Source organism: Candidatus Jettenia sp. AMX1 (assembly GCF_030263775.1).
GTDB lineage: Bacteria > Planctomycetota > Brocadiia > Brocadiales > Brocadiaceae > Jettenia > Jettenia caeni.
Window position 1 is genome coordinate 1 of record NZ_SZPP01000061.1, and the last position, 17,922, is coordinate 17,922.

The window sequence follows — 17,922 nt, forward strand, 5'->3', positions numbered from 1 at the left end:
GAACAAGATTTTTCAGGCTCTCTCAGCCATGACTGCCATCTTTCCCTTATCTATGGCTGGTTAGCACGATTTTTGTCTAGTTTATGCGCAACTTATGTGTAAATCAACGTCGTCCAGAAATTCATCAAGCATATTTGCTTCTTGAGTGCCTATCGGGAGCGGTAGGTTATTTTCTAACGCATAAACATAAATATAATTACGCAAAATATGGCGGCTTAATGATATCAGAAAAGAATAACCACTGCTTTCTAGCCTTTTGAAGAGATTTGTCCTGCAAAAGCCCATGAGCCGTCTGCCTGCATGAGATAGATTATCCTGTATAACTGTTTCTTCTTTCGCTGGTTTAAGAGTGGTCTTTTTATCAAGATAATTGCCCAGGCCATATCTGGGAAGATTTAAACTGTTAATGGCATCTACGACGGTATCTGAATATAATTTCGCATATTGGTCTTTAGGATCGTTGGGATTAAAATCGTATTCAACCTTTTTCGGTATCCTATCGGGGAAATACGAGCGACTACCATCTGAAAACTGGAGATATTTTCTGCCATTGACGGGGTCTGTTTCTGCATAATTTTGTTTAATAAAACTTCTTGGCCGTCTTACCATGTATAACCGCATCAGTTCACGCCAATCATCTGCATAAGAGCTTTTTTCGAATGCGGGTAATGTTGTTGCAGAATACTGATATTTAGCCATAAATTGAACCCTGCCGCCGATACTTTTAATAAATCTCTCCGGGCTTATACCTAAATCTTTATCCTCGGGAATAAAAAGGCGAAGTTGATTGGATAAATCAAGGTACGTTTTATTATATGGTGTAGCCGAAAGCATAATAACTTTGCTCTCGTTAATCTGGATGTATTCCTGAATAGCCCTGTATCGTTTACCTTCCCTGTTTCTTAAATTATGGCTTTCGTCAATGATGATTAACCGGTATCTTCTTAGTTTTGGTAGAACTGACTGGACTTGCGTGATAGGCAAAACCTTTGCCCGTAACTGGTATGTATGTGCATAATCCTTCCACATATGTGTCAGATTTTTCGGGCAGATGATGAGCGTTTCAAGGAAAAAGTCTTCCTCAAAAATCTTTGCTAAAGCTGTTGCTGTAAGGGTTTTCCCAAATCCAACAACATCACCAATCAAAACACCGTCTCTCTTATTCAAGTAATGTGCAGCTATTGAAACTGCCTTTTGCTGAAAGCTATGTAATTTCTCCTGCAAAATCTTTGGAATTTTAAATTCTGTTAAACCAGCACGGGCTTCGCGGGATAAATGATAAGCAATTTTGAGATAGATTATGATAAGGTGAGACCAATCTGTCAGCAGCCCAGCTATTATCAATTATTTCTGTTAATTCTTTGGATATATCTATGCACCATCTATCATTCCACCTGTCTTCAAACCATTTTGTTAGCTTTAATGCTGCATCCTGTTCCAAAACGTCAATGTTTAATTCACCCTGATGAAGCAGACCGGCAAGGGTTAAATTACTACTGCCAAGGTAACCAATAATGGGGCTTATCTTATCGTCTCTAAATAACAGATATAATTTGGCATGTAATGGGTGTCTCAAAAAAAGTTTAACAATAACCTTTTTGTCTTTTATCTGTTGAGATAACTTTCTTAAACCAATCTCGTCTTCCTCGGTCGGGATGCCAATGGTTAATTGATCCTTAAACTCTTGTGCTAATTGCTTTCTTACGGCTGATGCTGTTTGATTGTCGATAATACCCTGTTCGGTTTTATAGAAATATTCCCGTATAATCTCAAGAGGAGGTTTTTGCATACCTATGAGCAGCCTGCAGCAATTACCTTCATTGTCTTTTAGATTATCTATCCCGGCAGCAACCTCTTTCCATCCTCTTAAGTTGAAATAACCAACGCAAAAGTCTGCCCTGTGGGATACCTCCAGGGTATTTTGTAATCCCTGAACTAAATGATTTTCAATGTTATCAAATATTTTTGGCATGGTTTGTTATTATCTGATTTTAGATTATCCGAATCTCCAAGCTTTTGTATTTATCGGAAAAAAGCTTATGTTATCCGGCGAGCGTATTATGCTACGAACCTTTTTATATTTCAAGAATTTTATTGACAATTACTAGTTCTTACTGTATAAATTAACTTTAATTGATGTACTATAGAAGATTATATTTGTCGTATTATAAGGGCTTCGTTCATCTGTATCTTTCATGGTTCGAATGGACAAAGCCTTTTTCATTTCCTAAGCCCAGGGAATTATCCATCTTACCCTTTTAGACCTTCCAACTATTTAGCCACGAATGGACACGAATTTACACGAATTGAGAACCAGATCTATGTATAGCCGGCGCCAGAAATAAGTTGGCGTAGGGCAAGGCTTTTAGCTTTGCCAGGGGCAACCCTAAAGGGTCGCCCTACAAAGAAATGGCTGAATTATTACGTAAATTATTCAAATATTTTATTTTAAAAACCTATTTTAAGGAAGGAGGATTATGTATGAACGCATTTTTTGTATGTCCCAAGTGCGGTAATGATAGAGAATTTAATATCTTTACCAGCAGTTTTCAGGCTATCAAACAGTCGCCTGAACTTGGGAAACGTGTGGATGAGAGTGATGTTTTGCCTAGTTTACGGCAAAACGATACCCACATTGAGTGTAAATGTTGCTTTCAGAGAATTGAATATGACAGCGCAGCAACGATTGGTAAGAGATATATTCAGATGACTCAAAAACTTTTAAAAGCAAAACATATCCCTGCCAGGTAGGGCATCTCACTTTCAATTCCTGAAGAAGACCATACAGCAAGCTTGAAAAGGTTTTAAAACCTTTTCAAGAACTCTATGGCTGCAAAAAGACAGAATTTTTGTAATGTGATTTATTCAACCGTGTGGTACTGATTACCTCTGGTGTATTTCTACAGACCCTTCCTCGTTTAATTTCCCGGAAACATTGATTGTTACCGGCAGGAATAATTTCACAACCTCAATATTTGTTAACAGATGCTGGGTAATCCTGGGCGTGATGAAGTATGATGTGCCTTTCGTGAGTGCAAGTGGGATAATGATCTGGTCTGCAAGGTATTCATCAACAACTCCCTTCGTTTTCAGGAAAGAAAGGAACTCATCGCAAGCCTCATCGGCAACGGTTTCTGCGCGTTTGCCAATGGCGCCGAGACTAAAATAACAGCACTGGCTGTGTTCAAATTTTCCTGTCAGGAGTAACAGGGTGCCTCTTCCAATGGAAGGCGCTTCTTCTATCGATATCTCATGGGGTATACCATACTCTGAGAGCCTTTTCTTTGCTTGCAATTGTTGCCGTTGAGCAACAGCTCTGTCGAGATTACCTACCATGGATATTCCCATTACCTGAATAAGTTTCCCTCTGTCCTCAATGTGTAATGGATGTTGTGGTCTTGCCGGGTGTATGGTAATAAAAACCTCGCCATTGCCACGCGGGTAAAAACCTGCCTTGATGATTTCTATTTCTGCATGAAAACCTGTGTGTTTCAGAAAGTATAACCACTGCAGCTTGAGGTAATCTGAACAAGGGCTATGGATTACGTGTGTTCCCCCTGTTACGGTGATTGAAGAGGGTTTATCGCTTAAACTCAAGGGATAAAAGACAGATTGCAATACAAGAGGCACAGAGCCTGCCGTGCCAATATCAAAACGATACGTTCCTGTTTGTATTTCTCCTGGATAAAACTTAAGATCTGTGGACCGGAGATAGTTTCCGGTGACTTCTGCATTGCAGACTTTGGCGGTGGCATTCACTGCTTGTAAATGCTGGTAGCTAAGTCCAGGTGTTTTTCTATTGGCCCGTATATTGAATATCTCAAAAGGTTTTTTTGTAATAGACGATAACGAGAGAGATGTGCGTAAAATTTGTCCACCTCCCTCGCCGAACGACCCATCGATTTTAATAATGTTCTCTTGCATGTTTTTGGCTACGAATGAACACGAATTTATTCGTGGCTAAACTTTCTCTGTATAAAAACAAAAGGGTAGAGCATTGTATGCCCTACCCTCCCTGTATTGGTCGAATAAACCTGTGTATTGCTTATACCCTATTTTCCATTGAATCCGCGAACTAACTGAACAAGAGGATCGAGGTCTGCAAGATCAACTCCAAGGTCTGAAAGTTTTACATAATTTGGATTCTTTGTGCCGTTAGTCATGGATTCTTTCATCTGCGCATCAGTTCTTGACTTCTGATAATCAGGGCTGGTAAAGTCTGGTACGCCAAATTGCTTTCCGGCTTCACTACCTTTTCCATCTGCTCCATGGCATAGCTCACAGGTATCCTTATACGTTTTTTGGATATCTCCGGCATGTACCAGAGAACTTGAAAAGCCAAGATATAAACCAAACATCGTTGCAAGAGAAATTGCACAGTAATTAAAAACCTTTTTCAACTAAATTTCCTCCTAAAAAATGTTACCTTTGTTATGAATAAATACCACGAGATGTGTCTTAGCATAAATTTCATGGAAATTTCCCGGAATATGTATCACCTCCAATCAAATCTGCTTTATTTTTAATTCTATAAATTTTATAACGTTATTCAAGTCAATTTTGTTAAAAGTAGGTATTGGAGAGCGTGTCTGCAGAGTGCTTACAATTCTTATATGATTTTTGTATATCCTGTCTGTTGGTCCGATTGGTAAACAATTGTTATAGATTTCAATATAAGGATATCGATATTTTTTATAACCTTCGACAAGTACTATATCAACATCGGAATACGCATGATTCACAATATCCTGTATTGAGAGAGGACGTTGATTAAGCCTTTTTATGATTGCTAACTTTTCTGGCGAAGATATGGAGACAATATCTGCTCCTGCTTCATAATGTCTGTAAGTATCCTTCCCCTCATAATCCATCTCAAAATGTGGAATATTGTATTTAATGGTTCCAACCCTATATCCCTTTTTCTTCAAGTACGGTATAATAAGTCCAATGAGGGTGGTCTTACCTACATTTTGTTTACCAATGATTGAAATAACAGGAAGATCTCTTGTGTCTTTTGGCAAAATTGTCTGCTTTTTTGAAAAATAGCTTTATAAATCTTTAGAGATATTAAATTATTATTTAATTATTAAATATAGCTGTAGTTTTATAGTAAACCTTCCTAACGAAGGTTGATTTTTATCTGATAAATCGTAGCAGTTCGATAATATCGTGTCAAGCGTTTTTACTTGTTATCGTATCTGGTATAATCAATCTGTTGTAAGAGGCATAATTTCATTTTTGGCTTTGTCTTAATTATTAATTATAATTATGTAGTTATAAATTTCTTGTCTTAAAGCAGGTAAATCTGCTATATATAAATATTTTGTATCGTAAGTGAGGAACAAATTCGTTGGGAATTGTTGTTAACAAGAAAGATTATGTATGCCGTTGTAATTTTAATTTTACATAAGAATGTTTGTTTTCCTTTTGTAGTGGAGGGAGTACATGGAACCGGATGTTAAAAAGATTACAGAAAGGGTAAAACAAGAAAGTGATTTCGTGAATACCCTGATGTACGAAGTTGGCAAGGTAATTGTAGGCCAGAAGTATTTAATTGAAAGGTTATTAATCGGCATTCTTTCAAATGGGCATGTATTATTAGAAGGTGTACCGGGATTGGCAAAAACGCTGACAGTTATGACTCTTGCCAAGGCAATGCATGCCAGTTTTCAAAGGGTACAATTTACCCCGGACTTACTCCCTGCTGATTTGATCGGTACTCTTATTTATAATCCCAAAAGCGGTGATTTTACCGTAAGGAAAGGGCCTATCTTTACCAATATTGTTTTGGCCGATGAGATTAACCGCGCTCCTGCAAAAGTGCAAAGCGCGCTCCTGGAGGCTATGCAGGACAGGCAAGTTACCATCGGGGATCAAACATTTACCCTGGAAGACCCATTCCTTGTATTAGCTACTCAAAATCCGATAGAACATGAAGGCACCTACCCGCTACCTGAAGCTCAGGTAGATCGTTTTATGTTTAAATTGAACGTTACCTATCCTGATAAAAAGGAAGAACGGGAGATTCTCGACCGGATGGCGTTGACAAACAAGGATTTTCGTATAAACCCTGTAATTTCTCCCAAAGATATTCTGCGGTTGCGCTCCCTGATCGATGATATCTATATAGATGATAAGATTAAAGATTATATTATTGATATCATATTTGCATCGAGGGATCCAAAGGCATATAACCTTAAATTAGATGAGTTCATAGAATATGGCGCATCTCCGCGGGCGACCATCTATCTTACCCTTGCTGCCAAGGCGCATGCCTTTATAAAGGGCAGGGGATTTGTGACTCCCCAGGATATAAAATCGATAGGGATGGATGTTCTTCGCCATAGAGTGATTGTAACGTATGAAGCTGAGGCAGAAGAGATGAAGTCCGAAGATATTATACAAAAGATATTTGATACCGTAGAAGTGCCATAATGATAAAACCGATGAAAAAGATATGCCGCGGATTTTACAAATATCAGTAATCCCTCATAAGGAATTTTATTATGATCTCAAAAGATATATTAAAAAAAATCCAGCAAGTTGAGATCCATACCCGCCGCCTCGTTAATGAGGCATTTGTAGGTGAGTATCACAGTGTATTTAAAGGGCGCGGTATGGAGTTTGATGAAGTGCGAGAGTATCAGCCAGGTGATGAAATCCGGACTATTGACTGGAATGTAACGGCGCGTATGGGTCGACCCTTTATTAAACGCTATGTAGAAGAACGGGAGTTAACCGTGATGCTTCTTGTGGATGTAAGCGCCTCGGGAAATTTTGGGTCGATAAGGCAGTTGAAAAACGAGGTTGCAATAGAGATCTGTGCGCTCCTGGCATTTTCTGCCATAAAGAATAATGATAAAGTAGGCCTGATCATGTTTACGAATACCGTTGAAAAATTCATTCCTCCCAAAAAAGGGCAAAAACATGTGTTAAGAGTTATTCGGGAACTTCTCTGTTCGACTCCCGCCGGAAAGGGAACCAATATTCCTGTTGCGCTGGAATATCTGAATAAGATATCATCGAGACGTACGATTTCTTTTGTGGTGTCCGATTTTATCGCAAATGATTATGCTCATGCGTTACGCATTGCAAATAAAAAACATGATGTGATCGCAATTACTATTGTAGACCCCAGAGAGCAGGAATTGCCTGATGTGGGTTTTATAGAATTAAAGGATGCAGAGTCCGGCGAGGTAATTTTGGTTGATACGGCGCATGTCCTGGCGAGAAAAGAATTTCATAAGATGAAGAGTCGTCAAATTCAGGAACGTTCAAAGCTGTTTCGGTCAATGGGTGTTGATGAAATTGTAATCAATACCAATAAACATCATGTAGAACCTATTGTTCGCTTCTTCAGGATGAGGGAGAACCGGTATTAACAGGTATTCGTTCCATTAACCCCAATTGTAGAGACGCAAGATGTTGCGTCTCTCCAGGGGAATGAACCTACCCCTGACTCCTCTTAAGAGGGGAATAAACACACCCCCAACCCCCTCTCAAAAGGGGAGTGTAAAAGTCCCCTCCAGGGAGGGGATTGAGGGGTGGGTAAAAAAGAAAAATCGTTGGGTTTTGCCTTTTAAAACCCGATCTAATTTAAACGTATAGGAAATTCAATATTTATTGTAGGGGAGAAGCATTTGCCGTTATTGGCCTGAAATACTACTTATATGCTGAACGGCAAATGCTTCGCCCCTTACGCCTGGCCGCAAAACAAAAGTAGCCGACGGCCTAATTTATCAAGGTTAATTGATATGGTTATAGTTATAAACAGGCAACATGCACTGAGTAGTACCCTATTGATTTTCATAGTATTTGTATATACACTGATACCGTTAAAGAATACAGCTTTTACCCGTGAACCGGACAATATCGGAAAGTTAGCCTTGCCAGAAGCCACAGCAAGTGTGGATAAATCTGAGGTAATGATTGGCGATAAAATAACGTTGAAAGTTCACGTAAAGTACAAGGATGCTATTACGATACAGTTCCCTGAGCCTGATCAACAAATCGGGGCATTTACGGTAAAAGGATCAGGGGTTGTTGAAGGGCCAAGAAAGGATCGCGATGGATATTCTCTGGTTGAACGAAGTTATATACTGAGTTCATATGAAATTGGACATGCAACAATTCCACCCTTGAAAATAAACTATAAGGGCGCTCAGGATGAAGGCGAGGTTACTACGAATGAGATAACGATCGAGATTAAAGGGGTTATAAAGGAAGAAGAGTCAGTAACCGATATAAAAGATATTATTCCGCCGATAGAGATACCTGCGAATTATAAACGATTCATGTATTGGGTTTTTGTGGGACTCGGCGGGCTGTTTATTGCTGGCATTCTTTATGGATTTTTCCATAAAATGAAAAAAAGGCAAACAACGCAGGAACAAAAATATAGAAAGAGAACTCCACACGAGGTTGCCTATGAATTGCTGGAACAGTTATTAAAAGAGGATTTAGTTGGCAAAGGATTAACCAAGGAGTATTATTATCGTATAACAGATATCCTGCGGCATTATATTGAGGACCGGTTTGGCTTGCTGGCGCCAGAACGAACAACGGAAGAGTTCCTCGCAGAAATGGCGCATACGAATAGGCTGGAAGATAGCCATAAAAGATTAATTCGTGAATTTCTTGAACACGCTGACATGGTGAAATATGCAAAGTATGGGCCATCTAACATAGAGGTTAAAGAGGCTTATGATAGAGCGAAACGATTGGTCGATGAAACAAAAGAACGTTTAGAAGAGGAGGTGGTTGTCTGATGCCTATGTTGATTACCTTCAGGAGTGATAAGATATGTTGTCGGTATGTCTGGGCAAATGTAGTTGCTTCTCTGCAAAGGTATTGTCCCGGGTATTGATTGTACGTCTATTTTTAAACCTTTTCTTAAAGGGTAAAAAAATGGTAAAAGCGCCAGAAAAATTCTTGGATGAGTATTTACGTCATCAAAAAGGTCTTGTAAGTAATATAGTCACAAAGACAGCAAGGGAACCGATGCATAGTGTTTCAGAAGAAGAAATGGCAAGGCTTAAATTAAATTTACAGATGTTATGGGCTATTTATAACACGCCAGAGATCAAAGAGATCCTTTCCAGAAAACATAGAATCCACTTCCTGGATATGAGAGGAGCCAAGGTAAGCTTAACGCTAAGCTATGTGGATCATGGTATTCTCATGGAATATGAGTTAGACATGGGCAGCAAAAAAGAGCTTGCAGGCGCTCAATTATATAAGCAGGCAGAGATGAATTTACAGAGATATTTTACTCATAAGGAAGGAACTGAAGAACTTCTTAAGACTGAGAATCCGGCGCTTCAAACGGTGGTGGATGTTTTCATAGGGAGAGAACTTTTAGAATCAGAAGTCTGGAACGCTATTGCAAAAGGGGAGCAGATCCAGTTATCAACAATGTCATATCTTGTTTAAGGGTAATGGTTGTCTCAATGGTTTTTCGTGATCCGTTAATATTGTTATTAATTCTTATTATTCTTCCGCCGTTAATCTACTTTCACTTCCGTCGTAAGGGAACAAATCAGGTTGTCTTTCCATCGATAGAGATAGTAAAGAATCTAAAACCTTCTTTTTTTCATCGTTATAGACATATATTGATTATCCTTCGGTCTATGGCTATTATTTTGCTTGTGATCGCCCTGGCGCGGCCTCAATATGGAAATGAACAAACAAAAGTATCGACTGAAGGAATAGATATCGTCCTCGCTGTAGATGTCTCAGGCAGTATGCTGGCAGAAGATTTTACCATCGGCGGTCAAAGACATAACCGGCTTTATGTCGTTAAACGTGTGGTGGAGGATTTTATCAAGAGGCGTACGAACGATCGAATCGGCCTGGTTGTCTTTGCCGGGCGGGCGTACACGCAATGTCCAATGACTCTCGACTATGGGATGTTATTACAACTTTTACAGAAAGCTGAGATTGGCATGGTTGAAGATGGCACAGCCATAGGCTCTGGCATCGGTTCTTCTGTGGACAGGTTAAAGGATACGAAAGCAAAGAGCAAGGTAGTCATCCTGCTGACGGATGGAAGAAATAATGCGGGAGAGATAGATCCCTTAACTGCGGCTGAGATTGCGAAGACCTTTGGTATTAAGATCTATACCATAGGCGCTGGTACGAAAGATCTGGCTCCATTTCCCATGATGGATATGTTTGGAAATAAAGTGATGAAGCAGGTGAAGATTGATATCGATGATGATGCCCTCACGGAAATTGCAAAAATTACTGATGGGAAGTATTATCGGGCAACCGATACCGATTCACTGAAGGAGATTTATAATCAAATAGATAAACTCGAAAAAACTGAGGCTGAGGTAACTCAATATACAGAGTATAATGAAGTATTTCATTATTTCCTGCTTCCCGCTTTTGGCTTGCTATTATTTGAATTAGGATTAATCAAAACAAGGTTCAGAAAAATACCATAATATCAGAGAAGGCACAGATTTTCGCAGATAGGCACAGGGAAAGATTTTTAGTCTTCATCTTTACCTCCTGATGATCTGCATTCGAATAAAATTTTTATGAAATACGGAAACCTTAACTATCTTTATCTGCTTCCTGTTATTCCACTATTGATTGTTGGGTACATCTTTGTCTTCAGGAAAAAGATGAAGGATTTACATACCTTTGCAAATATTGAACTCCTGCAAAAAGTTGGGCTCTCGTTGAGCCAGAAGAAGCACTGGTTCAGGGCTGCCTTAATGACGACAGGCATGCTCTTTCTGATATTTACTCTTATTGAGCCTAAATGGGGATACCATTGGGAAGAGGTGGAAAAGAAAGGTATCGATATTGTAATTGCTGTTGATACTTCTAGAAGTATGCTGGCTGATGATGTAAAACCCAACCGGCTGGAAGTAGCAAAAAGAGAGATTGAGGATTTATTACATGTGCTGGGAGGAGATCGTATCGGTCTAGTGGCATTTGCAGGGTCGGCATTTACGTATTGTCCGTTGACATCCGATTATGGCGCTTTCCGTCTCTTTTTAAATGACTTAAATACTCATATTATTCCACGGGGCGGTACTGCTTTGGCGGAGGCAATAAGAAAAGGTCTTACTACTTTTGAGCGGGATTCAAAGAATCGCAAGGCGATAATCTTAATTACCGATGGCGAGAACCATGAGGATGATCCCCTGAAAGCATCCGAGGAGGCAAAAAGACAGGGTGTCGTTATCTATACTGTCGGCGTAGGGAAAAAGGAAGGTTCCTATATCAGGATAAAAAACGAAAGTGGTCAGGAAACATTACTGAAAGACAAACAAGGGCAGGTTGTCAAATCAAGGCTCGAAGAGATCACCTTAAACAAAATCGCATTGGGAACCGGCGGGCTTTATACTCCGGCGTATGGAACAAAGTGGGGTTTGGAGAAGGTGTATAAGGAGAGCATCGCACAGATAGAAGAGTCTACGTATAAAACACAACGGGTAAAACGGTATGTGAACCGTTATCAGATACCTCTTCTTATTGCAATAATTGTCATTACCGTAGAAAGTTTTTTGATGGAGAGAAGGAAGGTAATTAGTCCTGTTACCTATAACAAAGTTTGATACTACTTGCTTCTTTATTCCTACAATTAAATAGAGAGAAATTTCAATTCCGTAGGCCTAATTTAAAATAGGGGTAAGATATTATATAGAAAGAGATTCTTAGTTCCCTTGAAAGCCTTGTTAGGAGCAATATGTGGTAAAATACCTGTATACTCTGGTAAATAGTATGCTTAATAAGAAAAACTGCAGTTTACTCTTCGTAGTATTCCTTGGGTTTTTATCCATAGGGTGGATTGACCCATTGGCTGATAAGGTACGGGAGGGAAACCAGCTTTATCATAATGGCAAGTATGATGAGGCATTGGATAAATATATAAATGCGCAAATAGATTTACCTGGCGCAGGCCAACTGGATTTTAATGTAGCCGATGCTCAGTACAAACGGGGTAAATACGAAGAGGCCACTCAGTTATTTGACAAGGTTATAAAATCTGACGATGCTGGAATGAGAGCAAGATCGAGTTTTAATATGGGTAATGCCCTGTATCGCCAGGGTAAAATGAAAGAGGCATTGGAATGCTATAAGAAGACTGTGGATTTTGCTGAAGAAGCAGAAAGCAAGGGTGGTAGTAATCTTGATACATTGAAAAATGATGCAAAGTATAACTACGAATACGTTGAAAAGAAGATGAAAGAGGAGAAGCAACAGCAGCAAAATCAGGATCAAAAAGATCAACAACAGAAAGAAGATCCTAAAAAAGACGATAAACAATCAGAAGAAAATAAGGGCGGGGATAAGGAAAAAGAGAAGCAAAAGCCTCAGGAGAAGGATAAAGAACCATCCGAACCAGAGGATACTCAGGAAAAGGATAGGGATGAAGAAGATAAACATCAAAACCAATCTCAGCAAGATAAACAAAAAGATCAGCCTTCTGAACAGCAACAGCAACAGCAGTTACAGCCTCAGGGACAGAAACAGATGTCAAAAGAGGAGGCAGAACAATTGCTGGAGGCATTGAACCAGTCCGAAAAAGAGGCGAGGGCTATGAAAAGAGATGCACATCGCGTACAACATGGGTCTGCTGAAAAGGATTGGTAATTCATTCATAAGAGTAAAATTTACTGCAGATGATACAGAGAGAAAGAGAATAGGCAAAGATAAAAATGAAAACATTTTTTCATGAGAATCTCTGATATTTTTGTGTCCTCTGCAGGCAAGTTAATTTTTATGCGTTAGAAAGGTATTACAGAATGGGAAAATATGTAAGATATATAAGCCTCTGTATTGGAATTATCATAACCTTTGGGTATATGGGGAGTGTATGTGCTCAGGATATTAATTTAACGGCGACCGTCGACCAGAATATCCTGAAATTACATGATCGTCTGGAATTAACATTAACGATTCATGGCACGCAAGATACACCGCCACCTTCATTCCCAAATATCGAAGGTTTTACCTTATTATTTGGTCCAAAGGTTTCTGCACAAACAAGGATCGTCAATGGTGATGTTTCCATAAGCAAAGGGTATACGTATGTATTACAACCTGCAGCAAAAGGTAAATTTACTATTGGGCCATCTACGGTAGAATATAAAGGGAAGGTTTATTCTTCTCGTCCGGTACAGGTTGAAGTTGTTGATTCATCTCACTCGGCGGATTCACAATCTCCGGATCTCGACAAACTCATCTTTCTGGAACTCTGTGCCGATAAAAATGATGCCTATATTTATGAACAGGTTGTGCTGTCATTCAAATTTTTCTTCCAGAAAGGATTGCCGGTTAGTGATATTGATTATACGGCGCCGGTTACAAAAAATTTTATGGAAGAAAAACTTGGAGACCAAAGGCAGTATGAGGAAATTCGTGACGGGATTATCTACAATGTCTTAGAGCTTCGCACAGCCCTTTTCCCTATGGTTTCCGGGGAACTCACAGTGTCGCCCGCAAAGTTGAAATGCGATTTGATTATTCAGCAAAGGAGGGGTCGCAGGGATTCAAATCATGATAGTTTTTTTGATGACGCCTTTTTCGATGACTTTTTTGGCAGAGAACAGAAGCGATATCCTCTTGAAAAGTCAACAAAGCCAGTAACCATAAAGGTTAAACCGATGCCTGAACAAGGTAAGCCGAAGGAGTTTAAAGGCGCTGTAGGCACGTATGAGATGGAGGCTTCTATAGGGACACGGCAAGTAAAGGTGGGCGACCCGATTACCCTTTCCATTTCAATATATGGAGAAGGAAACATTCAGACAATTAATGAACCGGTGCTGGCGTTGCATAACGAAAATGATTTTAAACTGTATCCTGCTGAATCTCATACACAAATTACGAACCGTGAGGAATTGATTCGGGGGCGAAAGGTGTTTAGCAAGGTGATTGAACCTCAAAAAACAGATCTGAAATATACCCCTGCTATTGTGTTTAGCTTTTTTGATCCATCCGCAGGACAATACAAGACGATTACCAAAAACCCTATGCCTATTTTTGTTGAGGCTGGCCAACAGGAAATGCCGATTCAATTAACACTTCCCGGTGATACTGCGCCATCGGCAAAACAGCACGCACAAATATTAACGCAAGATGTCTTGCCTATTATGACGAATCTGGCCTCGCTACGAAATCAGAATACCTCTGTCTGTAAAAGCCCCCTTATACTAGCATGCCTTTCTGTTCCATCGGTTGCGGTTATAGCTTCATTGTTGATAACAAGGCATAAAGAAAAATTGCAGTCAGATGTCGGGTATGCCAGGAACAGGCGGGCGCATACTATAGCAAAAAAGAGGCTGGCAATAGCACAATCAGCACTCTCCCAAAACACGCCTGCAGAATTTTATTCAGCTCTTTCCAGGGCGCTGGCTGATTACCTTGCAGATAAATGTAATATTTCTCCAACAGATGCCTCCGATGAGAAAATTGGTTATGTATTAAAACAGCGAGGGGTTGAAGACGAATTGGCAGGAGAACTCTCCCGTTGTTTAACCAATTTTGATTATCGGCGCTTTTCGGGAGACGGAGGAACAAAGGACGAGATGGATCGTTCTTTAAAACTTGCAGAACAATTTATTACAAGACTGGAGAAACAATTATCATGAAGGTGCGTTTCATTGCTCTTTTCTTCTTTCTTATTTCTTTTTTTATCTATGAGGAACTTTTTGCATCCGCACTATCAAGGGATGATGCGATAAAATTATTTACTGATGCAAATGAAAACTATCAGCAAGCTGCAAAGCTTATTGCAGCAAAAAATAATCAAGAAGCAGATAAAAAATTACATGATGCGGCATTGCAATACGAAAAGATACTGGCGGGTGGATTCAAACATGGACAGATATACTACAATCTGGGAAATACCTATTATCGTCAGGGAGCATTAGGAAAAGCTATTGTAAATTACCGAAGGGCTCAGCGCCTTCTGCCGAGGCATGCAGATCCCGATGCTAATCTGAAATTGGTTAAAAGTGCCATAGAGGATAAGGAATTAGTCCATGAAACCCCGGTTGTGATTCAAAGGATATTTTTTTGGCTTTTCCTGTTAAACCAGAATGAATTGATACTAACAGCCGTATCTCTGTATGCTGTGTTAATGGTATTCATTCTTTCTTTCATTATTCTTAAATATCCATGGTTTAAAAGGATTATCATAGGTGTTACCTTCGGCCTGTGTATTGTAGTGGTATCACTGGGCATTAAAATCTACAGAGAACAGGGAATACATCGCGGGGTAATTGTTGTGAAAAAGTGCCAGATACTCTATGGCCCCGGAAAAGAGTATGAACCTAAGTTCGAAATACACGATGGCGCGGAATGTATCGTTGAAGGTGAAAAAGATGGTTGGTACAGAGTGTATATGTACGTTGGTGTCAAACAGGACACAGAATCAAAAGCAGGTATGGAAGAAAAGGCAAGTAAAGAACTCAGAAGAGGATGGTTGCAAAAAGGGGATGTGGACATTATCTGATGCCTTATGGTTTATTTTCTTACATTTTCCCTCTTTCCCATTTTCAGGTTTATTTAGACCAGGAGAGTAAAATGAAGTTCTCTGGAGAATTGTTAATCACTGCATATATCATGTTCATTACTATGGTATTGGGTTTTATTATTCTCTGTATGATATTGGGGAGAAAGGGCTATAAAAAGACACTCCCTTTCAAGATAGATCATAAAAGCACGCCAGATAGTTAACAATAACGAGAACCATGTGAATCGCTAAAAATTTCATCTTCGGCACTCCCCATATAGCATTTTTCCCTTTTGTACTGTCTTGTACGTATTACTATCATTTTACAAGGCTTCCAAAATGAGTCTATTCAGATCAATCAAGATAAAATTAATCATATTCTCTCTTTGTATTTCTCTCATACCTATAGCTATAATCACTACCTTATACTACTTCAAGGCTAAAGGTACCTTAAAGTGTCAAATTCTCGAGGAACTGAAGATAATTGCAGAATCAAAGAGCCTTCACATTTTATCTTTTATGGAGACAAATAAGGTACGGACATCAGATTTTAGTACCGATGGATATATAAGGGAAAAGCTTGAGCTTATTGTTCATGGAAAAGAGGCTTTTAGGCAGGGAACAGTAACTCGCTTAAACAAATACCTCGTAAAGAATAAATTGCCGGTATACCGCCGTTATCTTACTGCAATAGTCCTTGCCGATAAGTATGGCAAGGTTGTTTCTTCCACCACCAAGGGATTAATTGGTATGGATATGGCAGATCAGGAACTATTTAAGCAAGCGATCAGTAAGAAGTATGGCGAACCATATGTTGATCGGCTCTGTTAAACAGGGAAAAACGGGTGAAGTATATCTGGTTAATAGAGATAAGATAATGCTTACCGAATCAAGGTTTATAAAGAATGCCCCCTTTCAGGCAGCTTGTGGATACGGAACCGGTTCGGAGGGTTATTGATGGCAAAGAAATAGTTGCTCTGTATAAAGACTACCGGGGAGTACCTGTCATTGGCGCCTCGATAAATATGCCTGAATATGGCTGGATACTTATAGCAGAGATGGATAAAGCAGAGGTATTTGCGCTCTTAAAAACGCTGGGTATTGTCGCATGTATTTTAGGAGGAACTTGTGCTGCTGCAGTTGTTGGTGCAGGAGTTTTTTTTGTTGTTTCAACATCCAGACCGATCCTTGATTTAACGAATGCAACAAAGAGATTTGCAGGTGGAGAGTTGGATTATCGGGTAAAGATAGCTCATGAGGATGAGATTGGCGACCTTGCCAGAAGTTTTAATGCTATTGGAGGAAAACCTGAGGGACCTGACTGAATTTTTAGAACAACGGGTAAAAGAGAGAACATCTGAACTCGTAAAGGTAAATGAAGAGTTACAAGGGGAAATCAAAGAGCGCAAGCTGACAGAGGAAGCGTTGCGTATAAGCGAAAGTAAGCATCGCTTGCTCCTGGAGAACCTGCCGCAAAGGATATTTTATAAAAGATAAAATTGGATATTACCCCAAAATTACCAGAGATAATTGCACATCCGCAACAGATACAACAGGTCTTTTTGAATATTATCAGTAATGCGAGATATGCCCTGAACCAAAAGTATCCAAAGGCTCATGATGGTAAAATCCTTGAAATTCTGGGCGAAGAAATAACCATGCACGATCTTCTCTGGGTAAAGATTACCTTCTACGATCATGGCACTGGTATACCTGCCAGGATAAAAGAGAGAATAACAGAGCCATTTTTTACCACAAAACCGAGAGGGATAGGCACTGGATTAGGATTAGGCATAAGCCAGGGTATTATCAATAACCACGGCGGCAGATTAACGATTGATACCCTGGAGGGAGAATTTACGAAGGTTGCAATTATCCTGCCGGTAAAGTCCTGAGTATAGTATAGCGGAAGGCAGCCCTAAACAGGTTGTCCGAAAATGCAATTGCAATCTCAGGATATACTCTATATATTGTTTACATTATAATGATTGATCTCTGGGGAGCATATAGTATGTAATAGATGAAATTGAGCTTTGTTCTCTGCAGGCGTATGGAACGTACCGGGATACTTAACCACGTCATTGCGAGGGTATTTTCCGAAGCAATCTTTCTTAATAATGCCAGATTCAATCAGGGTAATCGTAATGGACAAATTATACTCTGTTACATAATGACAAACAAAAAAGGGTGGCTCAAGAGCTAAAAAAATAGGGCTGATTGATGGAATGAATGCCGGGTGGAAGGAGCTCTACGATAGTTTATGAGATTGCTTCGGACAAGACCCTCGCAATGGTAATATGAAAAAGCAGCGTCCTTCCAAGGAGGTTAAAAAGCCTTGAACAGGCAATACCTTTTGTGATATTAAATATCATAAAGGCTTGAGACCACCAATGAAGGTGGTAAGACTTTAAACCTTGGAAAGGAGGCTGTATGATAAAGTATATAGG

Annotated in this window: 19 protein-coding genes and 1 pseudogene; 15 read left to right on the top strand and 5 right to left on the bottom strand. The window is 39.6% G+C overall.

The window, feature by feature from the left end:
• Positions 1-102: 102 nt before the first annotated feature.
• A pseudogene (locus tag FBQ94_RS17570) lies at positions 103-1,972 on the bottom strand (helicase-related protein); the annotation flags it as partial.
• A gap of 509 nt (positions 1,973-2,481) precedes the next feature.
• Between FBQ94_RS17570 and FBQ94_RS15560 the strand changes: the two are divergent.
• Complete coding sequence (locus FBQ94_RS15560) at positions 2,482-2,751, top strand: hypothetical protein (protein WP_007221554.1); 270 nt, start codon at positions 2,482-2,484, stop codon at positions 2,749-2,751.
• 132 nt (positions 2,752-2,883) lie between these two features.
• Here the strand turns inward: FBQ94_RS15560 and rtcA are convergent, their stop codons facing one another.
• The 3 genes from rtcA to mobB form a co-directional block, all read right to left on the bottom strand.
• Positions 2,884-3,924 (bottom strand): RNA 3'-terminal phosphate cyclase, encoded by a 1,041-nt coding sequence (gene rtcA / locus FBQ94_RS15565; RefSeq protein ID WP_007221555.1) that lies wholly within the window; start codon positions 3,922-3,924, stop codon positions 2,884-2,886.
• A 128-nt stretch (positions 3,925-4,052) separates the two neighbouring features.
• Positions 4,053-4,400, bottom strand: a complete 348-nt coding sequence (locus FBQ94_RS15570; RefSeq protein ID WP_007221556.1) for a c-type cytochrome — start codon at positions 4,398-4,400, stop codon at positions 4,053-4,055.
• Between the two features lie 105 nt (positions 4,401-4,505).
• Positions 4,506-5,021, bottom strand: coding sequence for a molybdopterin-guanine dinucleotide biosynthesis protein B (gene mobB, locus FBQ94_RS15575; protein WP_007221557.1), 516 nt, complete (start codon positions 5,019-5,021; stop codon positions 4,506-4,508).
• A gap of 424 nt (positions 5,022-5,445) precedes the next feature.
• On the opposite strand from mobB, the gene FBQ94_RS15580 reads away from it, so the two are divergent.
• From FBQ94_RS15580 to FBQ94_RS15645, 14 genes are all read left to right on the top strand, one after another.
• Positions 5,446-6,435: an AAA family ATPase gene (locus FBQ94_RS15580; RefSeq protein WP_007221558.1), complete on the top strand. Its 990-nt coding sequence runs from the start codon at positions 5,446-5,448 to the stop codon at positions 6,433-6,435.
• Positions 6,436-6,506: 71 nt separating this feature from the next.
• The gene (locus tag FBQ94_RS15585; RefSeq protein WP_007221559.1) at positions 6,507-7,382 is read left to right on the top strand and encodes a DUF58 domain-containing protein; all 876 of its coding nucleotides are present in this window, start codon (positions 6,507-6,509) and stop codon (positions 7,380-7,382) included.
• Positions 7,383-7,754: 372 nt separating this feature from the next.
• Complete coding sequence (locus FBQ94_RS15590) at positions 7,755-8,768, top strand: BatD family protein (RefSeq protein ID WP_007221560.1); 1,014 nt, start codon at positions 7,755-7,757, stop codon at positions 8,766-8,768.
• A gap of 139 nt (positions 8,769-8,907) precedes the next feature.
• On the top strand, positions 8,908-9,432 hold the full coding sequence (locus FBQ94_RS15595; protein ID WP_285442247.1) for a hypothetical protein: 525 nt from the start codon (positions 8,908-8,910) through the stop codon (positions 9,430-9,432).
• Positions 9,433-9,449: 17 nt separating this feature from the next.
• Positions 9,450-10,448, top strand: a complete 999-nt coding sequence (locus FBQ94_RS15600; RefSeq protein WP_007221562.1) for a vWA domain-containing protein — start codon at positions 9,450-9,452, stop codon at positions 10,446-10,448.
• A 96-nt stretch (positions 10,449-10,544) separates the two neighbouring features.
• Positions 10,545-11,573, top strand: coding sequence for a vWA domain-containing protein (locus FBQ94_RS15605; protein ID WP_007221563.1), 1,029 nt, complete (start codon positions 10,545-10,547; stop codon positions 11,571-11,573).
• Positions 11,574-11,706: 133 nt separating this feature from the next.
• Complete coding sequence (locus tag FBQ94_RS15610) at positions 11,707-12,612, top strand: tetratricopeptide repeat protein (RefSeq protein WP_007221564.1); 906 nt, start codon at positions 11,707-11,709, stop codon at positions 12,610-12,612.
• Positions 12,613-12,764: 152 nt separating this feature from the next.
• Positions 12,765-14,609 carry a BatD family protein gene (locus FBQ94_RS15615; RefSeq protein ID WP_007221565.1) on the top strand — a complete coding sequence of 615 codons (1,845 nt, stop codon included), beginning with the start codon at positions 12,765-12,767 and terminating at the stop codon, positions 14,607-14,609.
• Complete coding sequence (locus FBQ94_RS15620; protein WP_007221566.1) at positions 14,606-15,475, top strand: hypothetical protein; 870 nt, start codon at positions 14,606-14,608, stop codon at positions 15,473-15,475. The genes FBQ94_RS15615 and FBQ94_RS15620 overlap by 4 nt, the downstream gene beginning before the upstream one ends.
• Before the next feature lie 71 nt (positions 15,476-15,546).
• Positions 15,547-15,699, top strand: coding sequence for a hypothetical protein (locus FBQ94_RS15625; RefSeq protein WP_285442248.1), 153 nt, complete (start codon positions 15,547-15,549; stop codon positions 15,697-15,699).
• 115 nt (positions 15,700-15,814) lie between these two features.
• Positions 15,815-16,306: a PDC sensor domain-containing protein gene (locus tag FBQ94_RS15630; protein ID WP_007221567.1), complete on the top strand. Its 492-nt coding sequence runs from the start codon at positions 15,815-15,817 to the stop codon at positions 16,304-16,306.
• Positions 16,307-16,380: 74 nt separating this feature from the next.
• Entirely contained in the window at positions 16,381-16,800 is a 420-nt protein-coding gene (locus tag FBQ94_RS15635; protein ID WP_040543670.1) for a HAMP domain-containing protein, read from the top strand.
• The gene (locus FBQ94_RS15640; protein WP_007221570.1) at positions 16,766-16,972 is read left to right on the top strand and encodes a hypothetical protein; all 207 of its coding nucleotides are present in this window, start codon (positions 16,766-16,768) and stop codon (positions 16,970-16,972) included. The genes FBQ94_RS15635 and FBQ94_RS15640 overlap by 35 nt, the downstream gene beginning before the upstream one ends.
• Before the next feature lie 2 nt (positions 16,973-16,974).
• Positions 16,975-17,370 (top strand): ATP-binding protein, encoded by a 396-nt coding sequence (locus tag FBQ94_RS15645; RefSeq protein WP_007221571.1) that lies wholly within the window; start codon positions 16,975-16,977, stop codon positions 17,368-17,370.
• Positions 17,371-17,733: 363 nt separating this feature from the next.
• Here the strand turns inward: FBQ94_RS15645 and FBQ94_RS15650 are convergent.
• Positions 17,734-17,922, bottom strand: a 189-nt coding sequence (locus FBQ94_RS15650; RefSeq protein ID WP_285442249.1) for a hypothetical protein, incomplete at its 5' end; no start/stop codon positions are given.

Coding starts and splice junctions, on each gene's coding strand:
- FBQ94_RS15620 (WP_007221566.1), top strand. CDS start 14,606: ATGAAGGTGCGTTTCATTGCTCTTTTCTTCTTTCTTATTTCTTTTTTT.
- FBQ94_RS15560 (WP_007221554.1), top strand. CDS start 2,482: ATGAACGCATTTTTTGTATGTCCCAAGTGCGGTAATGATAGAGAATTT.
- FBQ94_RS15615 (WP_007221565.1), top strand. CDS start 12,765: ATGGGAAAATATGTAAGATATATAAGCCTCTGTATTGGAATTATCATA.
- FBQ94_RS15640 (WP_007221570.1), top strand. CDS start 16,766: ATGCTATTGGAGGAAAACCTGAGGGACCTGACTGAATTTTTAGAACAA.
- FBQ94_RS15600 (WP_007221562.1), top strand. CDS start 9,450: ATGGTTTTTCGTGATCCGTTAATATTGTTATTAATTCTTATTATTCTT.
- FBQ94_RS15580 (WP_007221558.1), top strand. CDS start 5,446: ATGGAACCGGATGTTAAAAAGATTACAGAAAGGGTAAAACAAGAAAGT.
- FBQ94_RS15590 (WP_007221560.1), top strand. CDS start 7,755: ATGGTTATAGTTATAAACAGGCAACATGCACTGAGTAGTACCCTATTG.
- FBQ94_RS15635 (WP_040543670.1), top strand. CDS start 16,381: ATGCCCCCTTTCAGGCAGCTTGTGGATACGGAACCGGTTCGGAGGGTT.
- FBQ94_RS15630 (WP_007221567.1), top strand. CDS start 15,815: ATGAGTCTATTCAGATCAATCAAGATAAAATTAATCATATTCTCTCTT.
- FBQ94_RS15585 (WP_007221559.1), top strand. CDS start 6,507: ATGATCTCAAAAGATATATTAAAAAAAATCCAGCAAGTTGAGATCCAT.
- FBQ94_RS15605 (WP_007221563.1), top strand. CDS start 10,545: ATGAAATACGGAAACCTTAACTATCTTTATCTGCTTCCTGTTATTCCA.
- FBQ94_RS15595 (WP_285442247.1), top strand. CDS start 8,908: ATGGTAAAAGCGCCAGAAAAATTCTTGGATGAGTATTTACGTCATCAA.
- FBQ94_RS15625 (WP_285442248.1), top strand. CDS start 15,547: ATGAAGTTCTCTGGAGAATTGTTAATCACTGCATATATCATGTTCATT.
- rtcA (WP_007221555.1), bottom strand. CDS start 3,924: ATGCAAGAGAACATTATTAAAATCGATGGGTCGTTCGGCGAGGGAGGT.